Here is a 22,894-nt window from a genome sequence, read left to right as displayed (position 1 = left end):
ATTTATATGCGATATGTAACATGCGTTAAAGGGCAATCACTTGGACGCAGCTTCCTCCTCGGATTCTACCTGGGCCTGTGCTATGATCTTTTTGGCCAAATCCTGCGGCACTTCCTCATAGTGAGAGAATTCCATGGAAAAGTTACCTCTCCCAGAAGTCATGGACCGAAGCACAATGGCGTATCTGAACATCTCGGCCAATGGCACCTGTGCCTTGACGACCTGGAACCTTCCCCTGCTTTCGATGCCCATTATCCTCCCGCGCCTTGAATTTAAATCGCCCATTACATCACCAAGATACTCCTCCGGCACCACCACTTCGACGTTCATGATCGGCTCAAGCAATACAGGAGATGCTTCGACGAAGCATTTTTTGAAAGCCATCGAAGCGGCTATTTTGAAAGCCATTTCCGACGAGTCAACCTCATGATAGGAACCATCATAAAGGATGGCCTTAAAGTCGATCGCTGGATATCCCGCAAGCACTCCCTTTTGGGCAGCTTCTCTTAATCCCTTTTCGACGGCCGGGATATATTGTTTGGGCACTACCCCACCGACAATTCGATCCTCGAACTGTAAACCAGATCCTCGTTCCAAAGGTTGAAGTTCGAGCCATACATCCCCGTATTGCCCTCTCCCTCCGGTTTGCTTTTTATATTTGCCCTGAGCTTTAGACGGCTTTCTGATGGTTTCCCTGTAAGGTACCCGCGGAAGGCGCGTCTCAAGCTCGACACCGTAACGCTCTTTGATGCGAGATAGCACTATGTCCAGGTGGAGATCACCCATTCCGGATAACAAATGGTCTCCAGTTTCGATGTTTTTCTCATAGCGCAAGGTGGGGTCTTCTTCCAACATACGGTGAATCGCGTTGGACAGCTTATCCTCGTCGGCTCTGCTTTTAGGGACAACTGCCAAGCTGTAGACGGGATTTGGAAATTGAATGGGGGGAAACAGGAAATCTACCCCCTTAACGGCTATGGTGTCTCCAACAGCTGCGTTTTGCAATTTCGGGATTGCTACGATATCACCCACAATCACCTCTTTGACATCCTTGCCCTCTTTGCCTTTCATAAATCTTAAGGAGCTAATTCGTTCCTCCACCTTTTTGTTTACTATGTACACCGATTGATCCGATGCAAGTTTTCCGGAAAAAACCCTTATAAAGGACAGTTTTCCCACATATGGATCTACCATTACCTTGAAGCACAAGGAGCTAAACTTTTCGTCCGGATCGGGTTTTACCTCGATCTCTTTGCCTTCCGCATTTATCGCCTTTCTCGGAAACATATCCACAGGTGAAGGCAGTATGTCGCTTATGACATCCAGCAGCTGAAATACACCGACGTTTGCTATGGCTGAGCCGGGCAATACCGGCATGACAACCCTTTGAAATACGGCCTTTTTAAGCGCCGCTGTCAGCTCTTCTTCCTTTAGCTCCTCGCCGTCTAGGTAGCGCATCATCAGATCGTCGTCAACCTCAACGATCCTTTCTATGAGGGCTTCTTTGGCTGCGGCAAGTTTATCTTCAAGATCGGCCGGAGGTGTACTCTCCTCGAATTCCTTGCTTCCGCCTCCTTTATAAACATAAGCCTTGCCACTTAAGACATTTACCACGCCTTTGAAGTTGCTTTCTTGGCCAATTGGAAGGAACAGGGGAAGGGCCTTATCGGTCAAAACCTGCTGTATTTCTTTCAATGTCTTATCGTAGTCTGCATTATCCCTGTCCAACTTGTTGATGAAAAAGATGACAGGAATGGAGAAGTCGCTGGCAAAGTCATAGGCCTTCTCCGTTTGAACCTCTACTCCGTCGACGCCGCTTACCAATATCACAACCGAATCGGCCACTCTCATGCCTGAGCGCAACTCTCCGACGAAGTCTGCGTATCCAGGGGTATCAAGGACAAACAAGTTTTTGCCTTTGTAGTCGAAGGTGATCACAGACGTATTTATGGAAATTTGCCTTTTCTGCTCCTCTAAATCGAAATCGCTTACGGTGTTACCCTCTTCAATTTTTCCTAAGCGACCTATGGCTCCTGCATCGTACAGCATAGCCTCGACTAAAGATGTCTTTCCGGCACCTCCATGAGCTGCTACAGCAATAGTTCTAGTGTCTTCAGGCTTACGCGTTCCCATCGTCCTACCCCCTTAATTTAAATCTTGCTCATGATGAGCGATTGCACCTCTTTCGGATCCGCTTGACCTTTTGTCTCACGCATAACGATACCCTGTAAGAACTTCAGTTTTTTGCCTTTTGTATCCTTGCCTGCCTTGATATCTGCGACGACATCCGCATTTTCTGACAGTACTTTGTTTACCACGATTTCCAGCTCATGACCTGTAACTCTACCGGCACTAAGTCCCAGCACATTTACAGCTTCCTCTACGGTTACGGCTTTTTCCAGCATGACGCTAAAGGCTTCCTTTGCTGCTGTCGTAGAAAGATCGCCCTTATCCACCAGCGAAAGCAGCTTGGCGATCTCCGCCGTTTGAATTGGAAGCTCCTCAACAGAAATATTTTTTTCGTTTAACACTCTCAGTATTTCCGTCTTTATCCAGTTAGATGCCAATTTTACGGGTGCTCCATGTTTTATAAGCTCATCCATGAAAAGGGCAACATCTCTACGTTCTGTCAAAATCTCCGCTTCCTCCAAGGGAAGGCCATAATCGCTCATGAACCTATCTCGCGCTTCCCAAGGTAATTCTGGCAACTCCTTGCACAACTGAACGATGATCCGCTCATCCACCACTAAGGGCGGAAGATCCGGATCCGGAAAATACCTGTAGTCTTCAGCTTCTTCCTTGCTCCTGCTCGAAATGGTTACGTTGGCGCCATCATCCCAATGCCTTGTCTCTCGAACGATAGCTTTGCCCTCACTTTTAAGCTCGCTTTGTCTTTGGTATTCGTATTCTAGCGCGCGTTCCAGCGCTCGCAGGGAATTCATGTTTTTAACTTCGACCTTATCCCCATACTTGCCACCTGGCTCCATTATGGAGATGTTGGCATCCACCCTGAGAGAACCGGCTTCCATATCGCCGTCGGAAACGCCTAAATACCTCACGAGTTGACGCAACCTCGAAACGAACTCCCTTGCTTGCCTGGGAGAAGTTATATCAGGGTGTGTGACTATCTCCATTAATGGAACACCTGCCCTGTTGTAGTCGACAAGGGAGTATTCTGCGCCCATCAACCTTCCGCTTGCGGCCGAATGCACCAGCTTTCCTGCATCTTCCTCCAAATGCAGCCTTTGTATCCTAATTTTTTGGACACTGCCGTCGTCGGCGCTAACTTCGACATGCCCGTCCACGGCAAGGGGTAAATCATATTGGCTTATTTGATATGCCTTGGGAAGGTCAGGGTAAAAGTAGTGTTTCCGATGAAATATCGTATGGGTGTTTACCCTGCAGCGCATTGCCAGGGCAGTCTTTATGGCAAGCATTATGGCTTTTTCGTTGATAACTGGAAGCGATCCGGGCAATCCCAGACAGACAGGGCAGACGTGGCTGTTGGGCTTGACGCCTATATAATCGGTTGGACAGGAACAAAACATCTTGGATTTGGTGGCCAATTGAACATGTATCTCAAGGCCTATGACGGGAATGAACTTGCTCACTTTCGATCGCCCCCTAAAGTGGTTACAGCTGGCCCTATGACTTTTTCAATAACGGAAGCTGTCTTTAATATGTCGCCTTCACCAAATTTTTTCCCAACGAGTTGAACGCCAATCGGCAAGCCCGAGTGGCTAAAGGATATCTTCATGGACAAGCCCGGCAAACCGGCAAGATTTGCAGGTATCGTGAAAAGATCCGCCATGTAAGCCTTTACCGGGTCAGTCATTTTTTCTCCGCGCCTAAAGGGCAAAGTTGGCGTGGCAGGCATAAGCAAGACATCGGCTCGGGAAAAGGCGGCATCGAACTCCCTTATTATCAGTTGTCTGACCTTTTGAGCTTGCAGGTAGTAAGCATCATATCTGCTTGAACCCAAAACAAAGGTGCCGATAAGTATCCTTCGTTTTACCTCCGGCCCAAAGCCGGCACCGCGACTTTTGAGGTAAAGATCTTGCAAATCTTCTGCCTCCACAGAAAAACCGTATTGAACTCCATCGAACCGCGCTAAGTTTGAGCTTGCCTCTGCCGGCGCTATCGTGTAGTAACAGGGAAGGCCATATCTCGTCGATATCGGAAGTTTTACCTCAACTATTTCAGCACCAGCGTCTTGACATATCCTTAAGGCTTGAGTTACTCCTCTTTTAATCTCTTCATCTATTTCCATGGATTCATAACCGGACAGATAACCAACTTTAAAGCCCTTTAACGACTCCACATTTAAAAAATCCAGGTAATTTGGCCTTTCCTTTCTGACACAGGTCGCATCCCTTGTGTCAGCTTCTGAGATGACTTGTAATACCACAGCCAAGTCGCTCAAATTTCGCGCAAAAGGACCAATTTGATCCAGTGATGAAGCAAAGGCAACCAGGCCAAATCTGCTGACCAAGCCATATGTGGGCTTTAAGCCATATACCCCACAAAAGGCGGCCGGCTGCCTGATAGAACCGCCGGTATCACTCCCTAGGGATATAGGCGCATAACCCGCAGCTACAGATGCGGCGCTTCCGCCGGAACTTCCCCCTGGCACCCTGGATAAATCCCAAGGATTAAGCGTTGGCCCAAAGGCCGAAAACTCAGTGGAACTTCCCATGGCAAATTCGTCCATGTTTGCCTTTCCGATGATGACCGCGCCTGCCCGTTCCAGGCACTCCACTACATGAGCGCTGTACGGAGGTATCCAGTTTTCAAGCATTCTGCTTCCGCACGTCGTCCTAATGCCGTCTATCGTTATGTTATCCTTGACGACGACAGGCACACCAAAGAGAGGCCCCATATCCTCACCTCTACTTAGGGCAGCATCAAGCATCCACGCCCTTGAGCGAGCCTCTTCGTACATCGGCGTTATCAAGGCATTTAGGTTTCTCTCATTTGCCTCTATGTGCTCCAACGCTGTCTCTATGACATCGGATATGGTATAACTCCCTTTTTTATACCCTGATATCAGTTCAATGGCTGAGAGCTTCAAAAATTCGTTATTTTTCATCTCTATCTTCCCTCACAATTCGCGGCACTTTAAAATAACCGTCCTCAGACTCCGGAGCTTGAGAGAGCACTTCGCTATATCGATTCCATATATGTACTTCGTCGGCACGCCACGGCATGGGATCCATGTCCTCAAGCCTAAAAGGATTTATACCACTGGTATCAAGCTCACCTAACGTCTGAAGTTGATCCAGTATCATCTTAAATTGCACGGCTATTTGCTTAGATTCTTCCTCGTTCAACTCAAGCATGGCTAATCGAGCCACACGCCTTATATCTTCGATCAAATCGCCCGACGTCATGTCCATAAGCTCAACCTCCCAGTCTATTTTTTCGACTCAGCTTCCTCGACCAATTTCCAGAATGTTTGTTCATCAACAATTTTAACACCTAGTTCTTGCGCTTTAGCAAGCTTGCTACCGGGGTTGCTGCCTACCACAACCATTGTTATATTTCTGCTGACAGAATTAGTCGGAATAGCTCCCAAGCTTTTTGCAATCTCTTCAGCTTCGCTCCTTGAGGCCCTTTCAAGCTCTCCCGTAAAGACTATCCGCCATCCTTCCCAGGGGCCATGTCCCTGTTCTTTTTTTTCTTCGGTCATATTTACTCCCATCTTGGCAAGCTCTTTTATAGTGGAGACATTTTCCTCGTCTCTAAAAAACGCGACTATGGATGAGGCAATTTGAGGACCTATACCAGGTATTTCGGATAGTTCTTCTATGCTTGCCTTCATAAGCCTGTCCATGCTTTTAAAGTTTTCTGCAAGTATCTCGGCAGTTCTAAGGCCGACATACCTGATGCCCAAGGCATAGATCAATCGGAAAAGCGGCCTGGTTTTGGAATTATTTATCGCGTTGATTAAATTTTCAGCAGATTTTGGTCCAATTCTATCTAGGGACATAAGATCATCCTTGGTCAGTTTATACAGATCGGCAAAACCAGCGACCAATTTTTTGTCAACAAGCTGCTCTATGATCTTCTCCCCTAAGCCCCTGATGTCCATGGCATCACGAGAGGCGAAATGTCTTATGGCTTCTTTTAATTGTGCAGGGCAAGAGCGATTTGGACAGCGGTGGGCTACTTCCCCCATGAGTCTTACAACTTCTGCCCCGCACACGGGACAATTTTTTGGCATGGAAAACGGCATCTCATGACCCGTTCTGGCACTAAAATCCACTCGAACCACTTCGGGTATTATCTCTCCCGCCTTGCGGACGTAGACGAAGTCTCCGATTCGTATATCAAGCCGTTTTATCTCATCTTCGTTATGGAGGCTTGCCCGTTGAACCAGGGTCCCGGAAAGCCTCACCGGCTCCAATATGGCAACTGGAGTAAGGACCCCCGTCCTTCCAACTGAAATCTCTATATCTAGAAGTCGGGTCTTTTTTTCCTCTGCAGGATATTTGAACGCTATCTGCCATCTTGGCGATTTGGCCGTTGTACCGAGAATATCATAGGTTCGCAGATCGTCCACTTTCACCACAACCCCATCCGTCGCGTAGGAAAGGGCGTGTCTTTTATCTTGCCAATCGTCAATATAACCTACTAACTCATCAAAGTTTTTGCATAATTTCTCGTTTCCCTGTGTTGGGAACCCTTTTTGCCTGAGCCAGGCCAATGCTTGATACTGCGACGAAATATCATATTTTTGCGGATCGACCACCTGATAAACGAACAAACGAAGCCTACGCTTAGCAGTTATGTTTGGGTCAAGTTGCCTCAAGCTACCCGCTGCTGCATTCCTCGGATTGGCAAAAAGCGGTTCTCCCTCTTCCTCGCGAGCTTTATTGAGCATGGCAAAATCTTCCTTAGTCATGTAAACTTCGCCTCTGACCTCCAACCTGCCCGGTACGGGCTCGCGAAGCCTCAAGGGTAAGCTTTTAATCGTCCGTAAGTTATCGGTCACATCCTCGCCGGTTCTGCCGTCTCCTCTTGTGGCTCCCAATACGAACCTGCCGTCCTCGTATATGAGTGCAACGGCAACTCCATCGATCTTTAGTTCAGATGTGAAGTCCACTTCTCTTCCAAGTATTTTATATACTCTGTTTACAAAGTTTCGCAGCTCTTCTATGCTGAAAACATCATCCATGGAAAGCATGGGAACTTCATGGACCACTTTCCTAAACTCATCCCTTGGCCGTCCACCTACACGCTGAGTCGGGGAATCAGGTGTAACCAGCTCCGGAAAGCGCTTTTCGAGCTCCAAGAGTTGCCTATAGAGTGCATCGTATTCTTCATCGGTTATTAAGGGCGAATCCAAGACGTAATAGTAATAGTCGTGTTTTTCTATTTCCCTTCTGAGCTCTTCGACCTTCCTTCTGGCTTCCTCCAGATCCACAGGTATCACTCCTTGGGACGCATGGTTGGAAACAGTATCACATCGCGAATGGAGCTCGAGTTCGTAAGAAACATCGTAAGCCTGTCTATGCCTATTCCAAGCCCTCCCGTAGGAGGCAGCCCATGTTCAAGGGCCGTAACGAAGTCCTCGTCGAAAGCATGGGCCTCCTCGTCACCTGCCTCCTTTTTCTTGAGCTGATCCAAGAAACGTTCCCTCTGATCCAGGGGATCGTTTAGTTCGCTGAAGGCATTGGCCACCTCAGCGCCACATATGAATAGCTCAAACCTTCTGGTGAAATCCGGGTTATCGGGATCTCTTTTTGCGAGAGGAGAGATCTCGACGGGGTAGCCCAAGACAAAGGTGGGCTGAATGAGTTTTTCCTCCACGAAATTATCGAAAAACTCGGTCATGATTAAAAGCCGACTCTCGTTTCCCTTTATATCTAAACCCTTTTCTTTGGCAAGCCTTCGGGCATCTTCGTCAGTGATGCTCAAAAAATCGATGCCGCAGTGCTCTTTTACCAAATCTACCATGGTAGCGCGCCTAAACGGAGGCTCATAGTTTATAATGTGCTCACCGTAGGGAAGCTGCCTTCCCCCCATGGCATCGGCACAGGCAACGATTATCTCTTCGGTCAAGTTCATCATATCCTCGTAATTAGCATATGCCCAATACACCTCCATGGCGGTGAATTCAGGGTTGTGCATGGAGTCAATGCCTTCGTTTCTGAAGTTCTTTCCAATTTCGTAGACGCGTTCATACATCCCCACGATCAACCGTTTCAGGTAAAGCTCAGTAGCTATCCTAAGATATAGGTTTATGCCCAAAGCATTGTGATATGTGATGAAAGGTTTTGCATTAGCCCCTCCGGCGATTGGAGACAAAATGGGCGTCTCGACCTCGAGCGTCCCGTGAGATTCCAAAACCTCTCTAAAGGTCTTTATTATTTTAGCCCGCTTCCTAAAGACCTCCCTTACCTCGGGATTGGCAATCATATCTAAATAACGCTGCCTATAGCGCACCTCGGTATCCTTGAGTCCATGCCACTTCTCAGGCAAAGGCCTTAAGGCCTTGCTTAACAGCTTAAACTCGGTTACAAGCAAGGACAGCTCTCCCTTTTTGGTCCTAAAGGGGTAGCCTTCTATACCAAGGAAGTCTCCCGTATCAACCCATTTCTTGAACCATTCGTACTTATCCTCTCCCAACGAGTCAAAGCTAAAATAAAGCTGCAACCTGCCGGAGTCGTCCTCTAGATGCACAAAAGAAGCCTTGCCGTGTTTTCTTATGGACATGACCCGACCTGCAGTCCTTATCGTCGCCTCTTTATCCAACTCGTCAGGGCCTAGGTGAGAGAAGTGCTCATGGACAAAAGACAATTTATGCTTTTTATCCCATCTATCGATCACATAAGGGTCAAACCTTGCTTCACTACGAAGACGCTCCAGTTTCTCCATGCGCTGCCTTTTTATTTCCATCTCCGGTGTGGTACGTTCATCGTTTACATTGTTTACGTTATCGGAATCCATTTATCGCTTTCCTCCTTAAAATTGAAAGGTCAATTTTAATTCGTCTACAAAGGCATCATATAATTCCCTGGCCCTTACAATGCTTCCTGCGTTTGCTAATGAAGAACGAATATAGGAAGCCCTGGGTACATTTTTAAAAATACATGATAAAAAGCGACGAAGCAAGGGCATGGCTATATTATCTCGAATATCCCCTAAATCTTCAAAGAAGCTTCGAAAGACGTTGATCCTAAATCCAAGGGAGTCATCCATGCCAACCGAATATCCCAAGGCCTTTAAAGCTTCAGTTACAATAAAGGGGTCCTTCAATGCTCCCCTAGCAATCATGACGCCAACGCAACCCATCTCTATATATTCAAGGACATCACTTACAGAAAAGACATCCCCCGTCGCCGATATCATGCCCGGAAAGGATTCGGCAATCTCCTTTACGATCTTTCTATCCGACTTACCATTATAACCCTGCGAAGGGGTTCTAGCGTGTATTGCAACGTTATCCGCACCTGAAGCCAGAAGAAGTTCGCACCAATTGAAGGCATCTGACGGGTCATGGCTTGGAATTCTTGTTTTTACCCAAACCGGCAAACCAAGGGTTTTGAGCTCTTTCACCATGCGAGATGCTATATTAGGACGATATATTAGAGCGGCCCCTCCTCCTGAAGCCATAACCTTTCTGGATGGACAAGCCATGTTTATGCCTAAGGCATTAAACCTATTAACTTTTAATGCTTCTTTGGCCCCATTCAATAGAACGTCAATATCGCCCGAAAAAAGTTGCAGCACCAAAGCACCTTCTTTGGGATGTCTATACAGCATATCATAAGCAACATGACTTTTCTCTATGATGGCCCTGGCAGAGACCATCTCAGTATGAGCAAGCCCTACGCCAAGACCGAAAAACATCTTTCTCACAGGCCAAAGAGTAACGTCGGCCATAGGGGCAAGCCATAGAGGATTACTTGGCGTTGCGCTCATATATGAGTCTCAACCCCTCCAACGTTAAATTGGGGTCAACGGTGTTGATCCTGCTTGACCACCTCGCCACGATCTCGGCATGGCCACCGGTCGCTATGACCTTGGGATTTTCCTTTTGCTCCTGCGCCATGCGATCAACCAAGCCGTCGATCAATCCGGCATAACCGACGACTATCCCCGATCTCATGGATTCGGATGTAGACCTCCCGATAACCCTCTTAGGCGTATCCAACGCCACCAAGGGCAATTTTGCAGTTTTTCCGAATAAGGCCTCGACGCTAGCCTGCAATCCAGGAGCTATAGCACCACCCAGGTAAGCACGATCAGAAGTCACATAATCCAGGGTTACTGCCGTACCGAAATCTACCACTATGACCGGACTCCCGTAATGATGAACAGCGGCAACAGCGTTGACAAGCCTGTCGGCGCCGACTTCACTTGGCACTTCATACTGTACGTCAATCCCTAGATTCATTTCGTATTTGACGACCATAGCTTCTAGCCCTAGATATTTAGATATCCCCTCACGCCAAGCCATTTCAAGAGGCGGAACAACACTCGATATTATGGAGCCAGATATGAATTTCTGATCTATTCCGCTCATGCGAAGCAGCCCAGTAAGGTAAATCCCAAGCTCGTCTTCTGTCCTTCTCTCGGAAGTAAGCCTCCAGTCGGTAACCAAACAGGCACCGTCGAATATCCCAACACAAGTATGCGTGTTGCCTATATCCAAAACCAATAGCATCTTAGCTCCCCCCTCACATTAAGATAGCAATACACCATAAAGCATTAACCCGCAAATCGTGACACAAACACTTCTAAGACAACCTAATTCCAACTTTCTTGCCAGTATGATAAAAAATACTGCAAGAGAAATAAAGGGCCAATGCCAAGTGTCGACGATGCTCATAGGCACAAAGGATGTCATCCAATTTAATACATACTCAAACGCCAATATCGATTTTTCCACAAAGGAAATTACTGTCGCTCCTAAACCATACGGCAGCAAAGCAATGGGAACCGATAATAAGACTGCCATGAACAAAATGGCGAAGATTGGAATTGCAAATATGTTGGTAATAAGTCCGGCTATGGGCAATGTTTTAAAAGTTACAAGGACTATACCTGCGGTGATGGTCCAAAGGAAAGCGCTTGAAAGCAACAACGAAAATCTTTTAGGAAATATGTCAATACACCCTATGGCCAAGGCCGAAAGCACCGATAATTTCCAACCTACGTCCCATACAAACCAAGGCCTCCACAGAAGCAAGCATACAGCTGCCAGGCTCACCGCCTGAATGGCCTTCATTGGACGCCCGATCAACTTTCCCATGAGAATAAAGGCCACCATTATGCCGGCACGCATGGCACTGGCAGCGAATCCCGTAAAGGCCAGATAAAGAAATAACAGGAATAATGATATTTGAACCTTCCATCTTGTTCGCCTTAAAGCTCGAAAGACAATTCCGACAACCAGGGCCACATGAAATCCTGACACGGCAAGAAGATGGGAAGTGCCCCATCTTGCATGAACTTGAGCCAGGTCCGGATCTTTGACTCCAAATAATAAAGCCAGTAAATATCCCCGTACCCTTAACGGAAAGTTCAACAACACCCATTTTCTTAAAATCGATCTCCAGCAATATAAGCTAAAGGTTCGGCCCTTGTTGGACTTAAGCAGCTGTAATCCCACCAAACGGCCACTCACACCCCTGGCCCTCCAGTATGTGTAGGGATTAAATCCGCTAGTTTTCTTCTCAAGGGGTAATACCGATGCCTTGACTTTAATGCGATCTCCTTCCCTCAAAGCCAAGTTGGGCGTTACTTCGGCAACATAATTGCCTTGAGCGGTCTTTAAAATCAAGGCCCTCTTGCTTCCCCAGGGCCTTTCGAAAGATACAATCGCCGTTTCCGTCAGCCTATCGGGCAATTTTGGCTCATGCGTTACTCTCCATGTTAGCCACAAGCTACCCGACAAACCTATGAGAAAGCATAAAATCAAAATAACAAATACCTCATCTGTACCATCGTAGGAACAGAAACCTAAAGACAACATCACTGATCCTGCCACAACGCTAGCCAACCAAAACGGAAAACCCTTTGCGGTCAAAAGAATCGATATCACCAGCGAAGTTAACAGGCACAGACCCGGAGCTTCATAAAGCAATTTCATCGATATCCAACGGTAACAAAGGGCCTAATCTTCTCCATTTTCTTTGGGCCTATACCCTTGACATCGAGCAGTTCTTCTACGGAACGAAAACCACCCTTTGCCTCCCTGTAATCCACAATCGCTTGGGCCGTCTTTGGACCTATGCCAGGAAGGTTTTGCAAAGTTCCAATATCGGCATCGTTTAAATCCACAGTGGTCTTTTGTGAGCCCATATCGACAACGTGTGCAGAATAACCTTGCGAAACTGGCACATTAGATACTTCCCTGCCGACGGAAACAGTTTCCCCAACCTCGGGCACGTGCACATGACATCCGTCGTTTAGTTTTGCTGCCAAGTTGACTGCAGCCGAATCGGCTTTAGGAGTAAGTCCACCTGCCTTTTCAACTAATTGGTAGACCCTTGAGTCTTGAGGCAACCTATATACCCCGGGATTGTTAACTGCACCGGTAACATATAGCACCCACTCTTCTTGGGCAGGGCGCATTTGTCCTTCCTCGTTCCTCGCGCTAGCGCGATCTGTAACTTCGGAACCTTCGAAAGGCTTAATTGTAATTTCCTCAGCATTAAACTCGTTCCCCTTTAAACTTCCCAAGGAATAGGCAAAGGCAAATCCTAAAGCGAAGATAAAAAACGACAGAGCCACTAGGAGCCACTTTAAATTCTTAACTTGACAGTAATTTTTAAAGTTTGACTTCAAGGACATCGCTAAAATCCTTAGATGAAATTATCTCGCCATATAAGTACCAATGGGATGCGTTTGTAACATGCACCTGACATAACTTGCCCAACATATCTTCGTCGCCAGGGATAAGAACCACCTTATCGGTAGGCGTCCTGCCCTGCAACATGGATTTCCCCTTAGGAGCATAGCCGTCGATCAACACCTCGACCACATTGCCAATCAAGCTTAAATTCTTTTGTAAAGAAATGCCATCTTGCAGCTCATTGACAATGGCAAGCCTTCTTTTTTTCTCCTCCTCAGGCACCTGATCGGGCATAACCGCAGCCGGGGTGCCATTTCTGGGAGAATAAGCAGCAGTATGGACCAAGTCAAACTGCATCCTTTTTAACATCTCCAGAGTGTCTTTAAAGTCGTCTTCAGCCTCGCCGGGAAATCCCACAATCAGATCACTAGTAATGGCAACCTCGGGCACTGCTTCGCGTATGTGATTGACGATTTCTTCGTAGTGTTCAACGGTATAACCTCGATTCATCTTTTTTAATATTCTGTTGCTACCGGATTGAATTGGCAGATTTATGGCAGGGCAGATTTTCGGCTCTGAAGCCATGACCTCTATCACATCGTCAGTAAAATCTTTAGGATGTGATGTAGTAAATCGAACCCTGAGTAATCCCGGTATACGCGATACATCCCTCAAAAGGTTAGAAAACCTATACCCGTTATCAAAATCTTTACCATAGGAATCTACGTTTTGGCCAAGAAGCGTAACTTCGATAACCCCGCTTTCAACGAGCTCGTTTACTTCCTTCAAAATTTCGCTGGGATGTCTAGAGACAAACCTTCCACGTACGTAAGGCACAATGCAGTATGTGCAAAAATTATCGCATCCATGAGCAATGGTGACAAATGCCTTAAAGGGATTGTTTCTAACTAAAGGTGCCACCTCCAAGTCCACCATTTCCCTTGGATCTTCATCCAAATATGCCACTGCTTTATGGTTTAAGGCTCCCTCTAAAACATCTGGAAGGCGTCCTATATGTCTTGGCCCCACCACTGCCTTCACCTGAGGGAACTTCCGCAACAGCTCCAAACCCATATTTTGAGCCATGCAGCCTACAACAGCCAAGACAGGCCTCCCTTTTGTCCTATAAATTCGTCCGTAACGTCCTATCTCGCTTAACACCTTTTGCTCGGCCTTTTCCCTAATACTGCAGGTTATCATGATCACAATATCAGCACATGACGGATCCGTCTCAAGCCAGCCTTTTTGGGTTAGAACAGTCCTAAGGCGATCTCCGTCGTACTGATTCATTTGACAGCCATATATATCCATGGCAAAACTCAAAGCCATACTCGTCCTTCCCTCTTTCGTTACAATGATCTTGTAAGTTTGAGATTATTATAGCCTACAAACTGGGATTTATACATGAACAAAGGGGATATATCATGTAGCAATGACATGCATGCCCAACAATTGTTCTTTTTACTTGCAAAGAGCAATAGCTGATTTACATTTCGCTTAGGCTTTTAAACTATGACAAGAATAACGATAGCATTGATCATGATGTAAATGGCATTTTAGCGAAGGATAAAATTTGCTTTCTTCCCTTACCTTTTTTCTGCACGTGGATTCTATCGGTGATATATGAATTCGAAGACTTATTAGTAATATATCATATATTGATTGACATCGGCGACAAATGTTGTAAAATTCTTAAAGCTAAAAGATAACGCGACTTATACAATGAGGTTTTTCGCAAGGAGGGGCACTTAGTATGTCGATGCAAAGAACTCAACACGATGACGTTATTTTAATGACAAAGGAAGGGTATCAAAAATTAAGAGCTGAACTGATAAAATTGAGAAGTGACGGCAGATCTGAAATATCGAAACAATTAGAAGAAGCAAGATCCTTCGGAGATTTGAGCGAAAATGCCGAATATCATGCAGCCAAAGAAGCCCAGGCCAAGCTTGAGGCACGAATCCAATTCTTGGAATCGCAACTATCGAAAGCCAAAATCATCGATAACGATCAAATCGACACCAGCCAGGTAACATTAGGTACCAAAGTTACCCTAAAGGATTTAGATTTAAATAAGGAATTCACGTATGTGATCGTAAATTCAGAGGAAACTGATCCGAACAATCATAGAATATCCGTATCAAGCCCCGTCGGGCAGGCAATCATTGGCAAAGCCGTTGGCGATGAAGTAATAGCCAGGGCACCTCGTGGAATCAGAAGGCTTAAAATACTGCGCATCGAAATATAGAAGATGGCATTTTAGCTTATTCACATAAGATCTCCTTGCTTTAATTTGCCGTGTAACATTTATGCTATATGTGGTTTTCTCTGTTAATGGCGGTTGTTATCAGTTGGAAAACGAGATCCTCAAAGGACCACCCAATCGCTTTTGCCGCTTTCGGGACCAAGCTAGTAGCAGTTAAACCGGGGGCGGTATTTACTTCTAAAACATAGGGAGTTCCCTGTAAGTCGAGGCGTATATCTACCCTGCTGTACTGCCTGCAGCCTAAGCTTAAATGTGCCTTCACGGCGACATCTTGCACAGTCATTGCAATAGATTTATCAAGTTGAGCAGGCACAATATATTCACTTCCGCCGGGAACATACTTAGCTTTATAGCTATAAATAGAATTTTTGGGAACTATTTCAATTATAGGAAAAGCTTTAGGCTTACCGTCATCCCACACTGTTACCGCCAGCTCTTTGCCGAAGATGTATCGTTCAGCAAGGATGAGGTTATCATATTTAAAGGCTAAATTCATTGCCGGCGATACATCGTCTTTCTCGGTTACTGTGCTTACACCAATAGTACTCCCGCACCCTGACGGCTTGATTATCATCTTTTCATTGCCAATGGCATCGTAAAACTCCATGACCTTTCGATAGGCTGCCTCAAAGCCTTGACGCATGTCGACCTCTATTCCATCAGGCACAGGTATTTCATTGCGTCGAAACTTATATTTGCTCAAGGCCTTGTTCATCGCAAGCATGCAAGCTTCCGACATTGATCCCGTGTACGGAACGCCGTAAAATTCGAGTAATGCCTGTAACCTTCCGTCTTCTCCCCATCCGCCATGCAAGGCAATGAAGACAACGTCGAAATCGCCTTTATGTATTAAAGATATTACATCTCTCGTGGTACAAACCTGACCATCTATAACCTTAAATCCACTATTTCGAGCAGCTTCTACAACGGCCTTTCCGCTGACGAGTGAAACCTCTCGCTCCGGACTCTCTCCGCCATACAACACCAACACTCTGATGCCACTCATTTTATAAATCCAACCTCCTGAGCAGGACTCGTTATCGTCTCCACCTCTCCGCCGAAGGTAATCTTAGTCTCCGGGAATGCTTTGATAACAAGCCTAAGGCCTATCCAATCATCCTCATCGTCCGAATAATACATGGGCCTTTCGTCCCTATAAATTAACTCCCAGGCGTAACAATGTTCATCATAGACCAGGCTGCCCACAACCTCATCTAAATGTTCATCCATAAAATCATAGGCAGCCCTCACCGCCACTTTCCACCTGCTGCCCAAGGGAATGCCTACCGTTTGGTAAATTTCGCGCCTGTCGTCATAGTCATCCCACGACATGGGCGAATTCCCTGTAGTCCAGCGTTGTCCATAGCTTGTAACCATCGGAAAATCGCCGATCCTATATCGCAGTCCATAGACGGCATCTATTATCTCCTGACGTTTTAGCCTTTTTGCATCGTACCTGAAATTCTGATATTGAGCCCATATAAATGGTGTAAAGTTATTATTCTTTTTATCCAGCGGCTTGAAGGATTGAGATGCCTCAAAGCCGTAACCCCATCTATCGACGGAAGCTTCCTGTGTTCCGCTAATCCCCATTGCCTCATAATGACCCCAGTATAGCGCCAGACGGGACCTCGTATCCGAAGCTATATTAATCCAAGGCGTGAAGAGTTCAACCTCGGGGGATCGCCACAAGACCCCCTTATAAGTTACTCCCGCCTCTTTTTCGATAGATACGCTTTCAGCCTGAGACCAATAGACCTTGCCGGAAAAACCCTGATTATGATAGCTTGCCCCCCAACCTGGTCGATAGCGCTTTTCATCTTCGTCGGAGTTGTATGTATAAGCAGTACTGGCAAACAGATCCCACTGGTCATTCAAGTTATATGAGCCCGATATCATCCATTCTTCGTTCATCTCGGTCCAATAGGCAACGTGGGCATAAACCGACAACCTGTCTTCCGATATCACCGGGCCATAGGCCATAATCCCTGTTCCCCTATCGGAATCGTCCTTAAATTGATACACAAAGGATCCGCTCGTTTTTTTGTCTTTCAAGCTGATCTCATAATTGAACGGATAAGTATAAAACAATTTGCCATCGAGATATACTTTTGGGCGTCTCAATATTACCTTATTGTCAGGAATTACTGTCATTTTGGTCGTATAGAGATTATAATGCGGTTTCGGTGCATCACATGTTGTGTAATTTGCGTTTTCCCAAACGGCAATATGCGTGTCCTCTTTTACCTTTTTTATATCGCCTTTGGCCAACCAACCCTTCGCCAATGCCGCCTTGGGTGGAGCAACACTGACATTACCGTCATAAATATATACAGGGCCTTCTTGTCCTGAAGCGTCTTGCATAGTCCCTTCTTTAGTGACTAGGTTATATTCCAGCCTGCTGCCCCTTAATGTTCTATCTCCCCATATGAGCACGACCTGCTCTTCTGCTTTGCTTTCAGCAAAGACCATAGAATTTTCCACCAAATACTCAACATAGGGGGCGTTAAGGGTTATATCCTCTCGTCTAATTGTCACATTACCTTCTGCCTGTGCGCGTCCCTCAGGCTCAAAATAAACTACCCTATCGGCCTCCAACGTTATTTGCGAAGATGGGCTTTGAGCATACGTTGCGACACACAAAAGAAACAGAAAGAATATGCTGAACAATATTACGTTGACATTTTTTACCCATACATCAGCACGATTATAGGTCATAGGTGTTTCTCCTTTTATTAAGTATCAAAGCTTCCATGGTAGACTTTCTATGGTGAACAATGAAACATCGACAACTTATTCTTTAGGTGCCTTATATATGACCCTCGCTCCGCCTGACAGATACATCTCGCCCGAAAGGTGAACTTGTCCCTTTTTCGACTCTACTTCAACGGATTCTCCAAGGACACGAATGCCCTCATCAAAAAAGAAGAGCTTATCGTTTGGATTCCATTGAACCTCCGGCGATTGCCAATGAAACTCCTCCTCGTTCACCTTTGTAACACCTGTTGCCTGCTTTAGAGTAACAATACCACCAGATGTATCAGGTGTACTGCCTTGGGCAGCCTTTACATTCCAAATTTTGCCATCTTCAGTCTCAATAATAATATATACATCATCTAAAATGTACTCGTCGCTTGACCTTATGCCCTTCTCGGCATCTATAACATAAACATCGTGATCAATGATATTTTTGTAATGAACTTTTTCTACTACAAAAGTTACTTTCTCTTCATCGCTATCTACACTCGATAAACGCAAATCTCTTATCAAAAAAGCAATAAACAAACCCACCAATAAAGCCACAGATGCAATGAGGTATTTGCGCCTTTTACCAGACAACGCGCCACCTTCTCCTCTCTTGAACCAATCTTACCACCTTACTTCGTTCCACCTTAACCAAGAGCAGTTTTTGAATGCCGCTAACTTTTGCCTTCGTTTCGTCAATCCAGGTTATATTATAACCATCCTTAAAAGCCCAGCGTATGTTGGATTCCATGGCAATTTCTCTAAAATCCTTGGTAGAATACCGCTCCTTGGTAGTGGAGTCCAGAAGGCTATACATGGTATCCAGATCTCCATTGACCCAGCTTTCCACAAAAAGAGTGACCACATCTTCCTTAGACAAGGACGTCTCTCTTTCTGCATCCTGGAGCATTTCCTTAAGCTTTAAGTCCATCTCGCTTTCAACATGTTTTGTTTCCTGAGCTTTTAACAATGGATCTGGTGCCGGGGAAGGGGGAAATCCCTCCGATGCATTTGACTTGCCTTCGGAATCTAGAGAATTGTCCGAAGGTTCGATGGGCTCATTTTGTTTCATCGATGAATCTTCTTTCTTTTGTTCGGACTTTTCTTCAGATGATGGCAATTTCACAACGACCTCATCGGACCCCGAATATTGCTTTGGTTGGACTTTAGCTACAGGCTTTGATTGACTTGGTAGTTTTCCAGTCTCTTCCGTCGATCGAGTAACTTTGATATCTTCATTTTGCAATTTACTAGAATCGAACGAGAAAAACATATCCCTTGGGGAGATGCCGGTCAATGTGATAGTGAAATCTTTAGAGTCTACCTTTGGGAAAAATATCAATCCTTGCAATATGCCACTTATCGGTTCATCGAATTTACTGTCATAGGCCGATAAGGATATTTTCTTGCCATTTAATAACATAAAAAGATGCTTCGACAAAGGTTTCAGGTCCAAAGGTTTTGTCCCAAAATTATAGATGGTCATAAGAAATGGCTCGCATTCCTTCATCTTCAAGTCCTTGACAAAGGCTTGGCGATAGGCTTCCCTCTCTTCCTTGCCAAGCCCTTGTCTGGAAGCTTCTATGGAGACCCAGGGGTCAACTATGTCCTCGGGATAGTGAACTATCCATACCAGACAATCAGTTCCCCAATGAAAGGCTGTATTGCTCTCAAGCTTATCAACAAGTTCCACTTTTGCATCCTTAGCCTGCAATGGCAAACTATGCAGACAGAGTACATAAATCATCACAATGCTAGCTAGTCCTAAGAGGTATATTTTCTTGCCTTTCCTCAAAGAGCAATTCTCTCCTTTAGTGCTTGCGTGCCATTATTGCGAAATATTTAACACATGCTAAGTCTATAGCTTATAGTCAATCACTGCAGAAATTCCAACTCCCTGGACCCTCCTGAAGCGCTCTAGAGGATTAAGAGAGTCTATAGGGATTAATATCTCTATTCTAAAGCGATCTTTGAACACTGCGTCTATCCTCGCCACTGCTTTCGTCCTGTCTACAGCAGATTTTGGCCCTGAGACCTGGGCGGCACCGATTCTTGTGCCCTGCCCTGCGGAAACTATCGGCACGACTTTAGTCATATCTTCTGAAGCGACCCCTTTGTTAAGGGTAATAGTGTTTATAAAGTCATTGAGAGGCCCAGCGATGGTTTCTACTAAAAATCCTCCCCCGATGACGCCTATTATATCCGAAACATCGAGGGCATAAGTTGGGCTACCAAAGACCATAGCTGAAAATAATGCTAAACCTAGCACCAGAGCCTTAATCTTTTTCATTTAAATCCCTCCAAATATTTACAAAATTATCATATTCTCTCTATCATTGTTTAGTTCCCTTCTCAGATGGATCCTTGGGCGTCTCAGTGCTCCCATTTTCCTCCTGTGGCACAGGAACCTCTGATGGTCGAATTATGCTCTGCAACACCTCCGGTACCGGATAGGCCCTAACGCGAGCAACATCCGCTGTCTCCAGATAGAACGGCGTGCCGGCCGGAACATCCTTAACATCGCCCTTGACTAACATGCCTCCAGCAAAACCCAAAGGCCCAAGCAAAATTGCTCCAAAAAAGCTGGCTCCAGCTGCTGCTACTACCGAATCATCTGATTTGCTAGCCTTCTCTGCCTCAGGGCCTAATATGACAGGAACCTTATTTATTACATCCAGTGGAACAATATGATCGAAGGCTATTTTAATTTCCGAAGGCCTTCCGAAGCTTCTGGGAGGCTTAATGCTTTCCACGTGACCCAACACTCGGCTTCCGGATGGGGCGACCAAGGAGTTATCCACCGCAAGGTCACCCTGCATGGTAAGCTCAACTACATCCCCAACCTTGACCTCTTGAAGGGATAACGTGTGTTTTAATGCTACTTTAAAAACCTTCTGCTTTGGAACTTCAATCTCTTTCCATGAGATACCTTCAGGCAATATCATCCCAACAATGCGCTCAAGCCTCATGGCAAAAGGACCATCAGCCTTAGAGTCACCTTCCAGCAACTTCTCTAAAGCCTCAAGACGATCCTTTAAATTGCCTTCCCCAACCTGTTGGGTCACGACCCACTCTGCAACGCCCAATTTAAAGATAAAGGACGGCTGTTCTGGCAGGCCGTTTTCCAGGAAGTTTAGAAAAGCTTGTTGCCTTTCTGCTAAGCTTCCCGGCAACTCTCTTCCAAAATAAACTTTTTCTATTTCAGCCAAACGAGACATTAATCCACCGCTTTTAGGCTGACCGTAAGTCAGTGTCTCTATGTGAGATAGAATTTCGAAAGGAGGTTGATCCACAGTTTCCTCTGCGCTCGATATACTGCCCATTGAAGCAACTAACGCTACTATAAAAGCAACCGCAAGTATCCTCCCTTTCATGGCAGCTTCTCCTTTCTGTCCCTATTTACCCTTGGCAATTTTTCACAGCTGCTTCAATGAAGGATGCGAAGAGCGGATGAGGTCTTGTTGGGCGAGACTTGAATTCGGGATGAAACTGTACACCAACAAACCAAGGGTGATCCTTTAGCTCGACTATTTCAACCAGATTTCTGCCAGGACATACGCCTGATACTATCAGACCCTCCTTTTCCAATCGGTTCCTATAGTCATTGTTAAACTCCCATCTATGGCGATGTCTTTCGTAAACTATAGAAGACCTGTAAGCCCTATAGGCCAGTGTGTCTTTCTTTATTTCACAAGGATATGCACCCAATCTCATGCTTCCTCCAACGCTTTCAATTCCTTTTTGCTCCTCGAGCAAGTGGATTACGGGATTTGGAGTTCCAGGATCAAATTCGGAGCTATGAGCTGATACTATAGAGCACACATTCCTAGCAAACTCTATGACAGCAACTTGCATTCCCAGGCACAAACCAAGGTAAGGAATTGAATTTTCGCGGGCATATCGTGCTGCAGCTATCTTGCCTTCAATTCCTCTTCTGCCAAATCCCCCAGGGACCAATATTGCATTTACCCCCTTGAGTACATCCACGCCGATGCGTTCCACCTCTTCGGCCTCAACGTAACGTATGTAAACTTTCGCATCATTGACAACCGCTGCATGGCATATGGCCTCTTTCACCGAAAGATACGCATCTTTATGACCAACGTATTTGCCCACCAATGCAATTTCGATTTTTCTCGATGGCAATTTACTTCTTTGTAGATAAGTCGTCCACTCCTGCAAGTCCGGCTCGTTGGTCTTCTCTAAATTTAGCATCTCCATTACCATTGAATCGAAATCTTGATTATGCAAGAGCAATGGTATCTCATAAATATTATCAGCATCTATGGCCTCAACCACTGCCTTTTTCTTGACGTTACAAAACAATGCAATTTTATCTTTTAATTCATCGCCAAGTGGACGACTTGTTCTGCACACCACTATATCGGGCTGTATGCCTATGCGCCTAAGTTCATTAACGCTGTGTTGGGTAGGTTTGGTCTTCAGCTCTCCAGCTGTGGGAATAAAGGGAACCAGAGTAACGTGACAGTAGACTACGTTTTCCCTACCTACTCTATAGCCAATCTGTCTTATGGCCTCCAAAAAAGGTTGTCCTTCTATGTCTCCAACCGTTCCCCCGATCTCCACCAATACGACGTCATAGCCTTCTCCGGCCTTTAGGATTCGCTCTTGTATTTCGTTGGTAATGTGGGGAATAACCTGAACAGTGGCACCCAAGTATTTGCCTTCTCTTTCCTTTTTGATGACTGAAGAATAGACCTGACCTGTTGTGACATTATTTTTAGCTGTAAGGGATTCGTCTATGAAACGTTCATAATGCCCGAGGTCCAGATCCGTCTCCGCACCGTCGTCGGTCACAAAAACCTCGCCATGCTGGTATGGATTCATCGTGCCTGCATCAACATTGATGTAAGGATCCATCTTAATGGCCGTCACTCGATAACCTCTTCGTTTTAGCAATAACCCCAAAGAAGCAGCCGTTATTCCCTTTCCAAGGGATGAGACCACCCCTCCAGTTACAAAGATAAACTTATTCATCTATGGTCTACCTCCGTCGTTATCATATTTGCATTCATCTAAAAAGGCCGAGGAGGCTCATCTCTCGGCCAAGAATATCA

19 protein-coding genes are annotated in these 22,894 nt (G+C 45.7%); 1 reads left to right on the top strand and 18 read right to left on the bottom strand.

Features of this window, described 5'->3' with window-relative positions; all coding sequences use genetic code 11:
• Positions 1-36: 36 nt before the first annotated feature.
• Genes fusA through miaB form a run of 11 tightly spaced genes read right to left on the bottom strand, consistent with a single transcriptional unit; the run spans position 37 to position 14,134 of the window.
• Entirely contained in the window at positions 37-2,133 is a 2,097-nt protein-coding gene (fusA, locus tag BUQ78_RS08230; RefSeq protein ID WP_014807327.1) for an elongation factor G, read from the bottom strand.
• Between the two features lie 17 nt (positions 2,134-2,150).
• Positions 2,151-3,611, bottom strand: a complete 1,461-nt coding sequence (gatB, locus tag BUQ78_RS08225; RefSeq protein ID WP_074199878.1) for an Asp-tRNA(Asn)/Glu-tRNA(Gln) amidotransferase subunit GatB — start codon at positions 3,609-3,611, stop codon at positions 2,151-2,153.
• Positions 3,608-5,089: an Asp-tRNA(Asn)/Glu-tRNA(Gln) amidotransferase subunit GatA gene (gene gatA / locus BUQ78_RS08220; protein WP_074199877.1), complete on the bottom strand. Its 1,482-nt coding sequence runs from the start codon at positions 5,087-5,089 to the stop codon at positions 3,608-3,610. Before gatA ends, gatB begins: the two co-directional genes overlap by 4 nt.
• On the bottom strand, positions 5,079-5,396 hold the full coding sequence (gene gatC, locus BUQ78_RS08215; protein ID WP_014807330.1) for an Asp-tRNA(Asn)/Glu-tRNA(Gln) amidotransferase subunit GatC: 318 nt from the start codon (positions 5,394-5,396) through the stop codon (positions 5,079-5,081). Before gatC ends, gatA begins: the two co-directional genes overlap by 11 nt.
• 17 nt (positions 5,397-5,413) lie before the next feature.
• The gene (gene ligA / locus BUQ78_RS08210) at positions 5,414-7,426 is read right to left on the bottom strand and encodes an NAD-dependent DNA ligase LigA (protein WP_074199876.1); all 2,013 of its coding nucleotides are present in this window, start codon (positions 7,424-7,426) and stop codon (positions 5,414-5,416) included.
• Between the two features lie 5 nt (positions 7,427-7,431).
• Positions 7,432-8,952: a lysine--tRNA ligase gene (gene lysS, locus BUQ78_RS08205; protein WP_074199875.1), complete on the bottom strand. Its 1,521-nt coding sequence runs from the start codon at positions 8,950-8,952 to the stop codon at positions 7,432-7,434.
• Between the two features lie 15 nt (positions 8,953-8,967).
• Positions 8,968-9,927 carry a tRNA dihydrouridine synthase gene (locus BUQ78_RS08200; protein ID WP_074199874.1) on the bottom strand — a complete coding sequence of 320 codons (960 nt, stop codon included), beginning with the start codon at positions 9,925-9,927 and terminating at the stop codon, positions 8,968-8,970.
• Positions 9,908-10,672, bottom strand: coding sequence for a type III pantothenate kinase (locus BUQ78_RS08195; RefSeq protein ID WP_074199873.1), 765 nt, complete (start codon positions 10,670-10,672; stop codon positions 9,908-9,910). Before BUQ78_RS08195 ends, BUQ78_RS08200 begins: the two co-directional genes overlap by 20 nt.
• An 18-nt stretch (positions 10,673-10,690) precedes the next feature.
• On the bottom strand, positions 10,691-12,100 hold the full coding sequence (locus tag BUQ78_RS08190) for a ComEC/Rec2 family competence protein (protein ID WP_074199872.1): 1,410 nt from the start codon (positions 12,098-12,100) through the stop codon (positions 10,691-10,693).
• Positions 12,097-12,744: a helix-hairpin-helix domain-containing protein gene (locus BUQ78_RS08185; RefSeq protein ID WP_074199871.1), complete on the bottom strand. Its 648-nt coding sequence runs from the start codon at positions 12,742-12,744 to the stop codon at positions 12,097-12,099. Before BUQ78_RS08185 ends, BUQ78_RS08190 begins: the two co-directional genes overlap by 4 nt.
• A 37-nt stretch (positions 12,745-12,781) precedes the next feature.
• Positions 12,782-14,134 carry a tRNA (N6-isopentenyl adenosine(37)-C2)-methylthiotransferase MiaB gene (miaB, locus tag BUQ78_RS08180; RefSeq protein ID WP_074199870.1) on the bottom strand — a complete coding sequence of 451 codons (1,353 nt, stop codon included), beginning with the start codon at positions 14,132-14,134 and terminating at the stop codon, positions 12,782-12,784.
• Between the two features lie 424 nt (positions 14,135-14,558).
• Between miaB and greA the strand changes: the two genes are divergently transcribed.
• Positions 14,559-15,053 carry a transcription elongation factor GreA gene (gene greA, locus BUQ78_RS08175; RefSeq protein ID WP_014807338.1) on the top strand — a complete coding sequence of 165 codons (495 nt, stop codon included), beginning with the start codon at positions 14,559-14,561 and terminating at the stop codon, positions 15,051-15,053.
• 64 nt (positions 15,054-15,117) lie between these two features.
• Here greA and BUQ78_RS08170 read toward each other — a convergent pair whose 3' ends face one another.
• The 7 genes from BUQ78_RS08170 to BUQ78_RS08140 all read right to left on the bottom strand — a co-directional run bounded on the left by BUQ78_RS08170 (position 15,118) and on the right by BUQ78_RS08140 (position 22,814).
• Positions 15,118-16,077: a D-alanine--D-alanine ligase family protein gene (locus tag BUQ78_RS08170; RefSeq protein ID WP_074199869.1), complete on the bottom strand. Its 960-nt coding sequence runs from the start codon at positions 16,075-16,077 to the stop codon at positions 15,118-15,120.
• Entirely contained in the window at positions 16,074-17,789 is a 1,716-nt protein-coding gene (locus tag BUQ78_RS08165; RefSeq protein ID WP_014807340.1) for an LPS-assembly protein LptD, read from the bottom strand. The genes BUQ78_RS08170 and BUQ78_RS08165 overlap by 4 nt, the downstream gene beginning before the upstream one ends.
• Positions 17,790-17,864: 75 nt before the next feature.
• Positions 17,865-18,410 (bottom strand): LptA/OstA family protein, encoded by a 546-nt coding sequence (locus BUQ78_RS08160; protein WP_074199868.1) that lies wholly within the window; start codon positions 18,408-18,410, stop codon positions 17,865-17,867.
• Positions 18,400-19,509 carry an NTF2-like N-terminal transpeptidase domain-containing protein gene (locus tag BUQ78_RS08155; RefSeq protein ID WP_318259588.1) on the bottom strand — a complete coding sequence of 370 codons (1,110 nt, stop codon included), beginning with the start codon at positions 19,507-19,509 and terminating at the stop codon, positions 18,400-18,402. The genes BUQ78_RS08160 and BUQ78_RS08155 overlap by 11 nt, the downstream gene beginning before the upstream one ends.
• Positions 19,510-19,674: 165 nt before the next feature.
• Entirely contained in the window at positions 19,675-20,106 is a 432-nt protein-coding gene (locus tag BUQ78_RS08150) for a hypothetical protein (protein WP_014807343.1), read from the bottom strand.
• Between the two features lie 43 nt (positions 20,107-20,149).
• On the bottom strand, positions 20,150-21,190 hold the full coding sequence (locus BUQ78_RS08145; protein WP_074199866.1) for a cupredoxin domain-containing protein: 1,041 nt from the start codon (positions 21,188-21,190) through the stop codon (positions 20,150-20,152).
• 25 nt (positions 21,191-21,215) lie between these two features.
• A complete protein-coding gene (locus BUQ78_RS08140; protein ID WP_014807345.1) occupies positions 21,216-22,814 on the bottom strand; it encodes a CTP synthase in 1,599 nt (532 codons plus the stop codon).
• Between the last annotated feature and the right edge of the window lie 80 nt (positions 22,815-22,894).

This window comes from Acetomicrobium flavidum (assembly GCF_900129645.1).
GTDB lineage: Bacteria > Synergistota > Synergistia > Synergistales > Acetomicrobiaceae > Acetomicrobium > Acetomicrobium flavidum.
Note: the sequence above shows the minus strand (reverse complement) of the source record. Positions and strands in the feature narration are given on the sequence as shown.

What these genes read in the sequence shown, in the direction of transcription:
- fusA (WP_014807327.1), bottom strand. Translation starts at nt 2,133, where the DNA reads ATGGGAACGCGTAAGCCTGAAGACACTAGAACTATTGCTGTAGCAGCT.
- gatA (WP_074199877.1), bottom strand. Translation starts at nt 5,089, where the DNA reads ATGAAAAATAACGAATTTTTGAAGCTCTCAGCCATTGAACTGATATCA.
- gatC (WP_014807330.1), bottom strand. Translation starts at nt 5,396, where the DNA reads ATGGACATGACGTCGGGCGATTTGATCGAAGATATAAGGCGTGTGGCT.
- lysS (WP_074199875.1), bottom strand. Translation starts at nt 8,952, where the DNA reads ATGGATTCCGATAACGTAAACAATGTAAACGATGAACGTACCACACCG.
- BUQ78_RS08200 (WP_074199874.1), bottom strand. Translation starts at nt 9,927, where the DNA reads ATGAGCGCAACGCCAAGTAATCCTCTATGGCTTGCCCCTATGGCCGAC.
- BUQ78_RS08195 (WP_074199873.1), bottom strand. Translation starts at nt 10,672, where the DNA reads ATGCTATTGGTTTTGGATATAGGCAACACGCATACTTGTGTTGGGATA.
- BUQ78_RS08190 (WP_074199872.1), bottom strand. Translation starts at nt 12,100, where the DNA reads ATGAAATTGCTTTATGAAGCTCCGGGTCTGTGCCTGTTAACTTCGCTG.
- miaB (WP_074199870.1), bottom strand. Translation starts at nt 14,134, where the DNA reads ATGGCTTTGAGTTTTGCCATGGATATATATGGCTGTCAAATGAATCAG.
- greA (WP_014807338.1), top strand. Translation starts at nt 14,559, where the DNA reads ATGTCGATGCAAAGAACTCAACACGATGACGTTATTTTAATGACAAAG.
- BUQ78_RS08170 (WP_074199869.1), bottom strand. Translation starts at nt 16,077, where the DNA reads ATGAGTGGCATCAGAGTGTTGGTGTTGTATGGCGGAGAGAGTCCGGAG.
- BUQ78_RS08165 (WP_014807340.1), bottom strand. Translation starts at nt 17,789, where the DNA reads ATGACCTATAATCGTGCTGATGTATGGGTAAAAAATGTCAACGTAATA.
- BUQ78_RS08150 (WP_014807343.1), bottom strand. Translation starts at nt 20,106, where the DNA reads ATGAAAAAGATTAAGGCTCTGGTGCTAGGTTTAGCATTATTTTCAGCT.
- BUQ78_RS08145 (WP_074199866.1), bottom strand. Translation starts at nt 21,190, where the DNA reads ATGAAAGGGAGGATACTTGCGGTTGCTTTTATAGTAGCGTTAGTTGCT.
- BUQ78_RS08140 (WP_014807345.1), bottom strand. Translation starts at nt 22,814, where the DNA reads ATGAATAAGTTTATCTTTGTAACTGGAGGGGTGGTCTCATCCCTTGGA.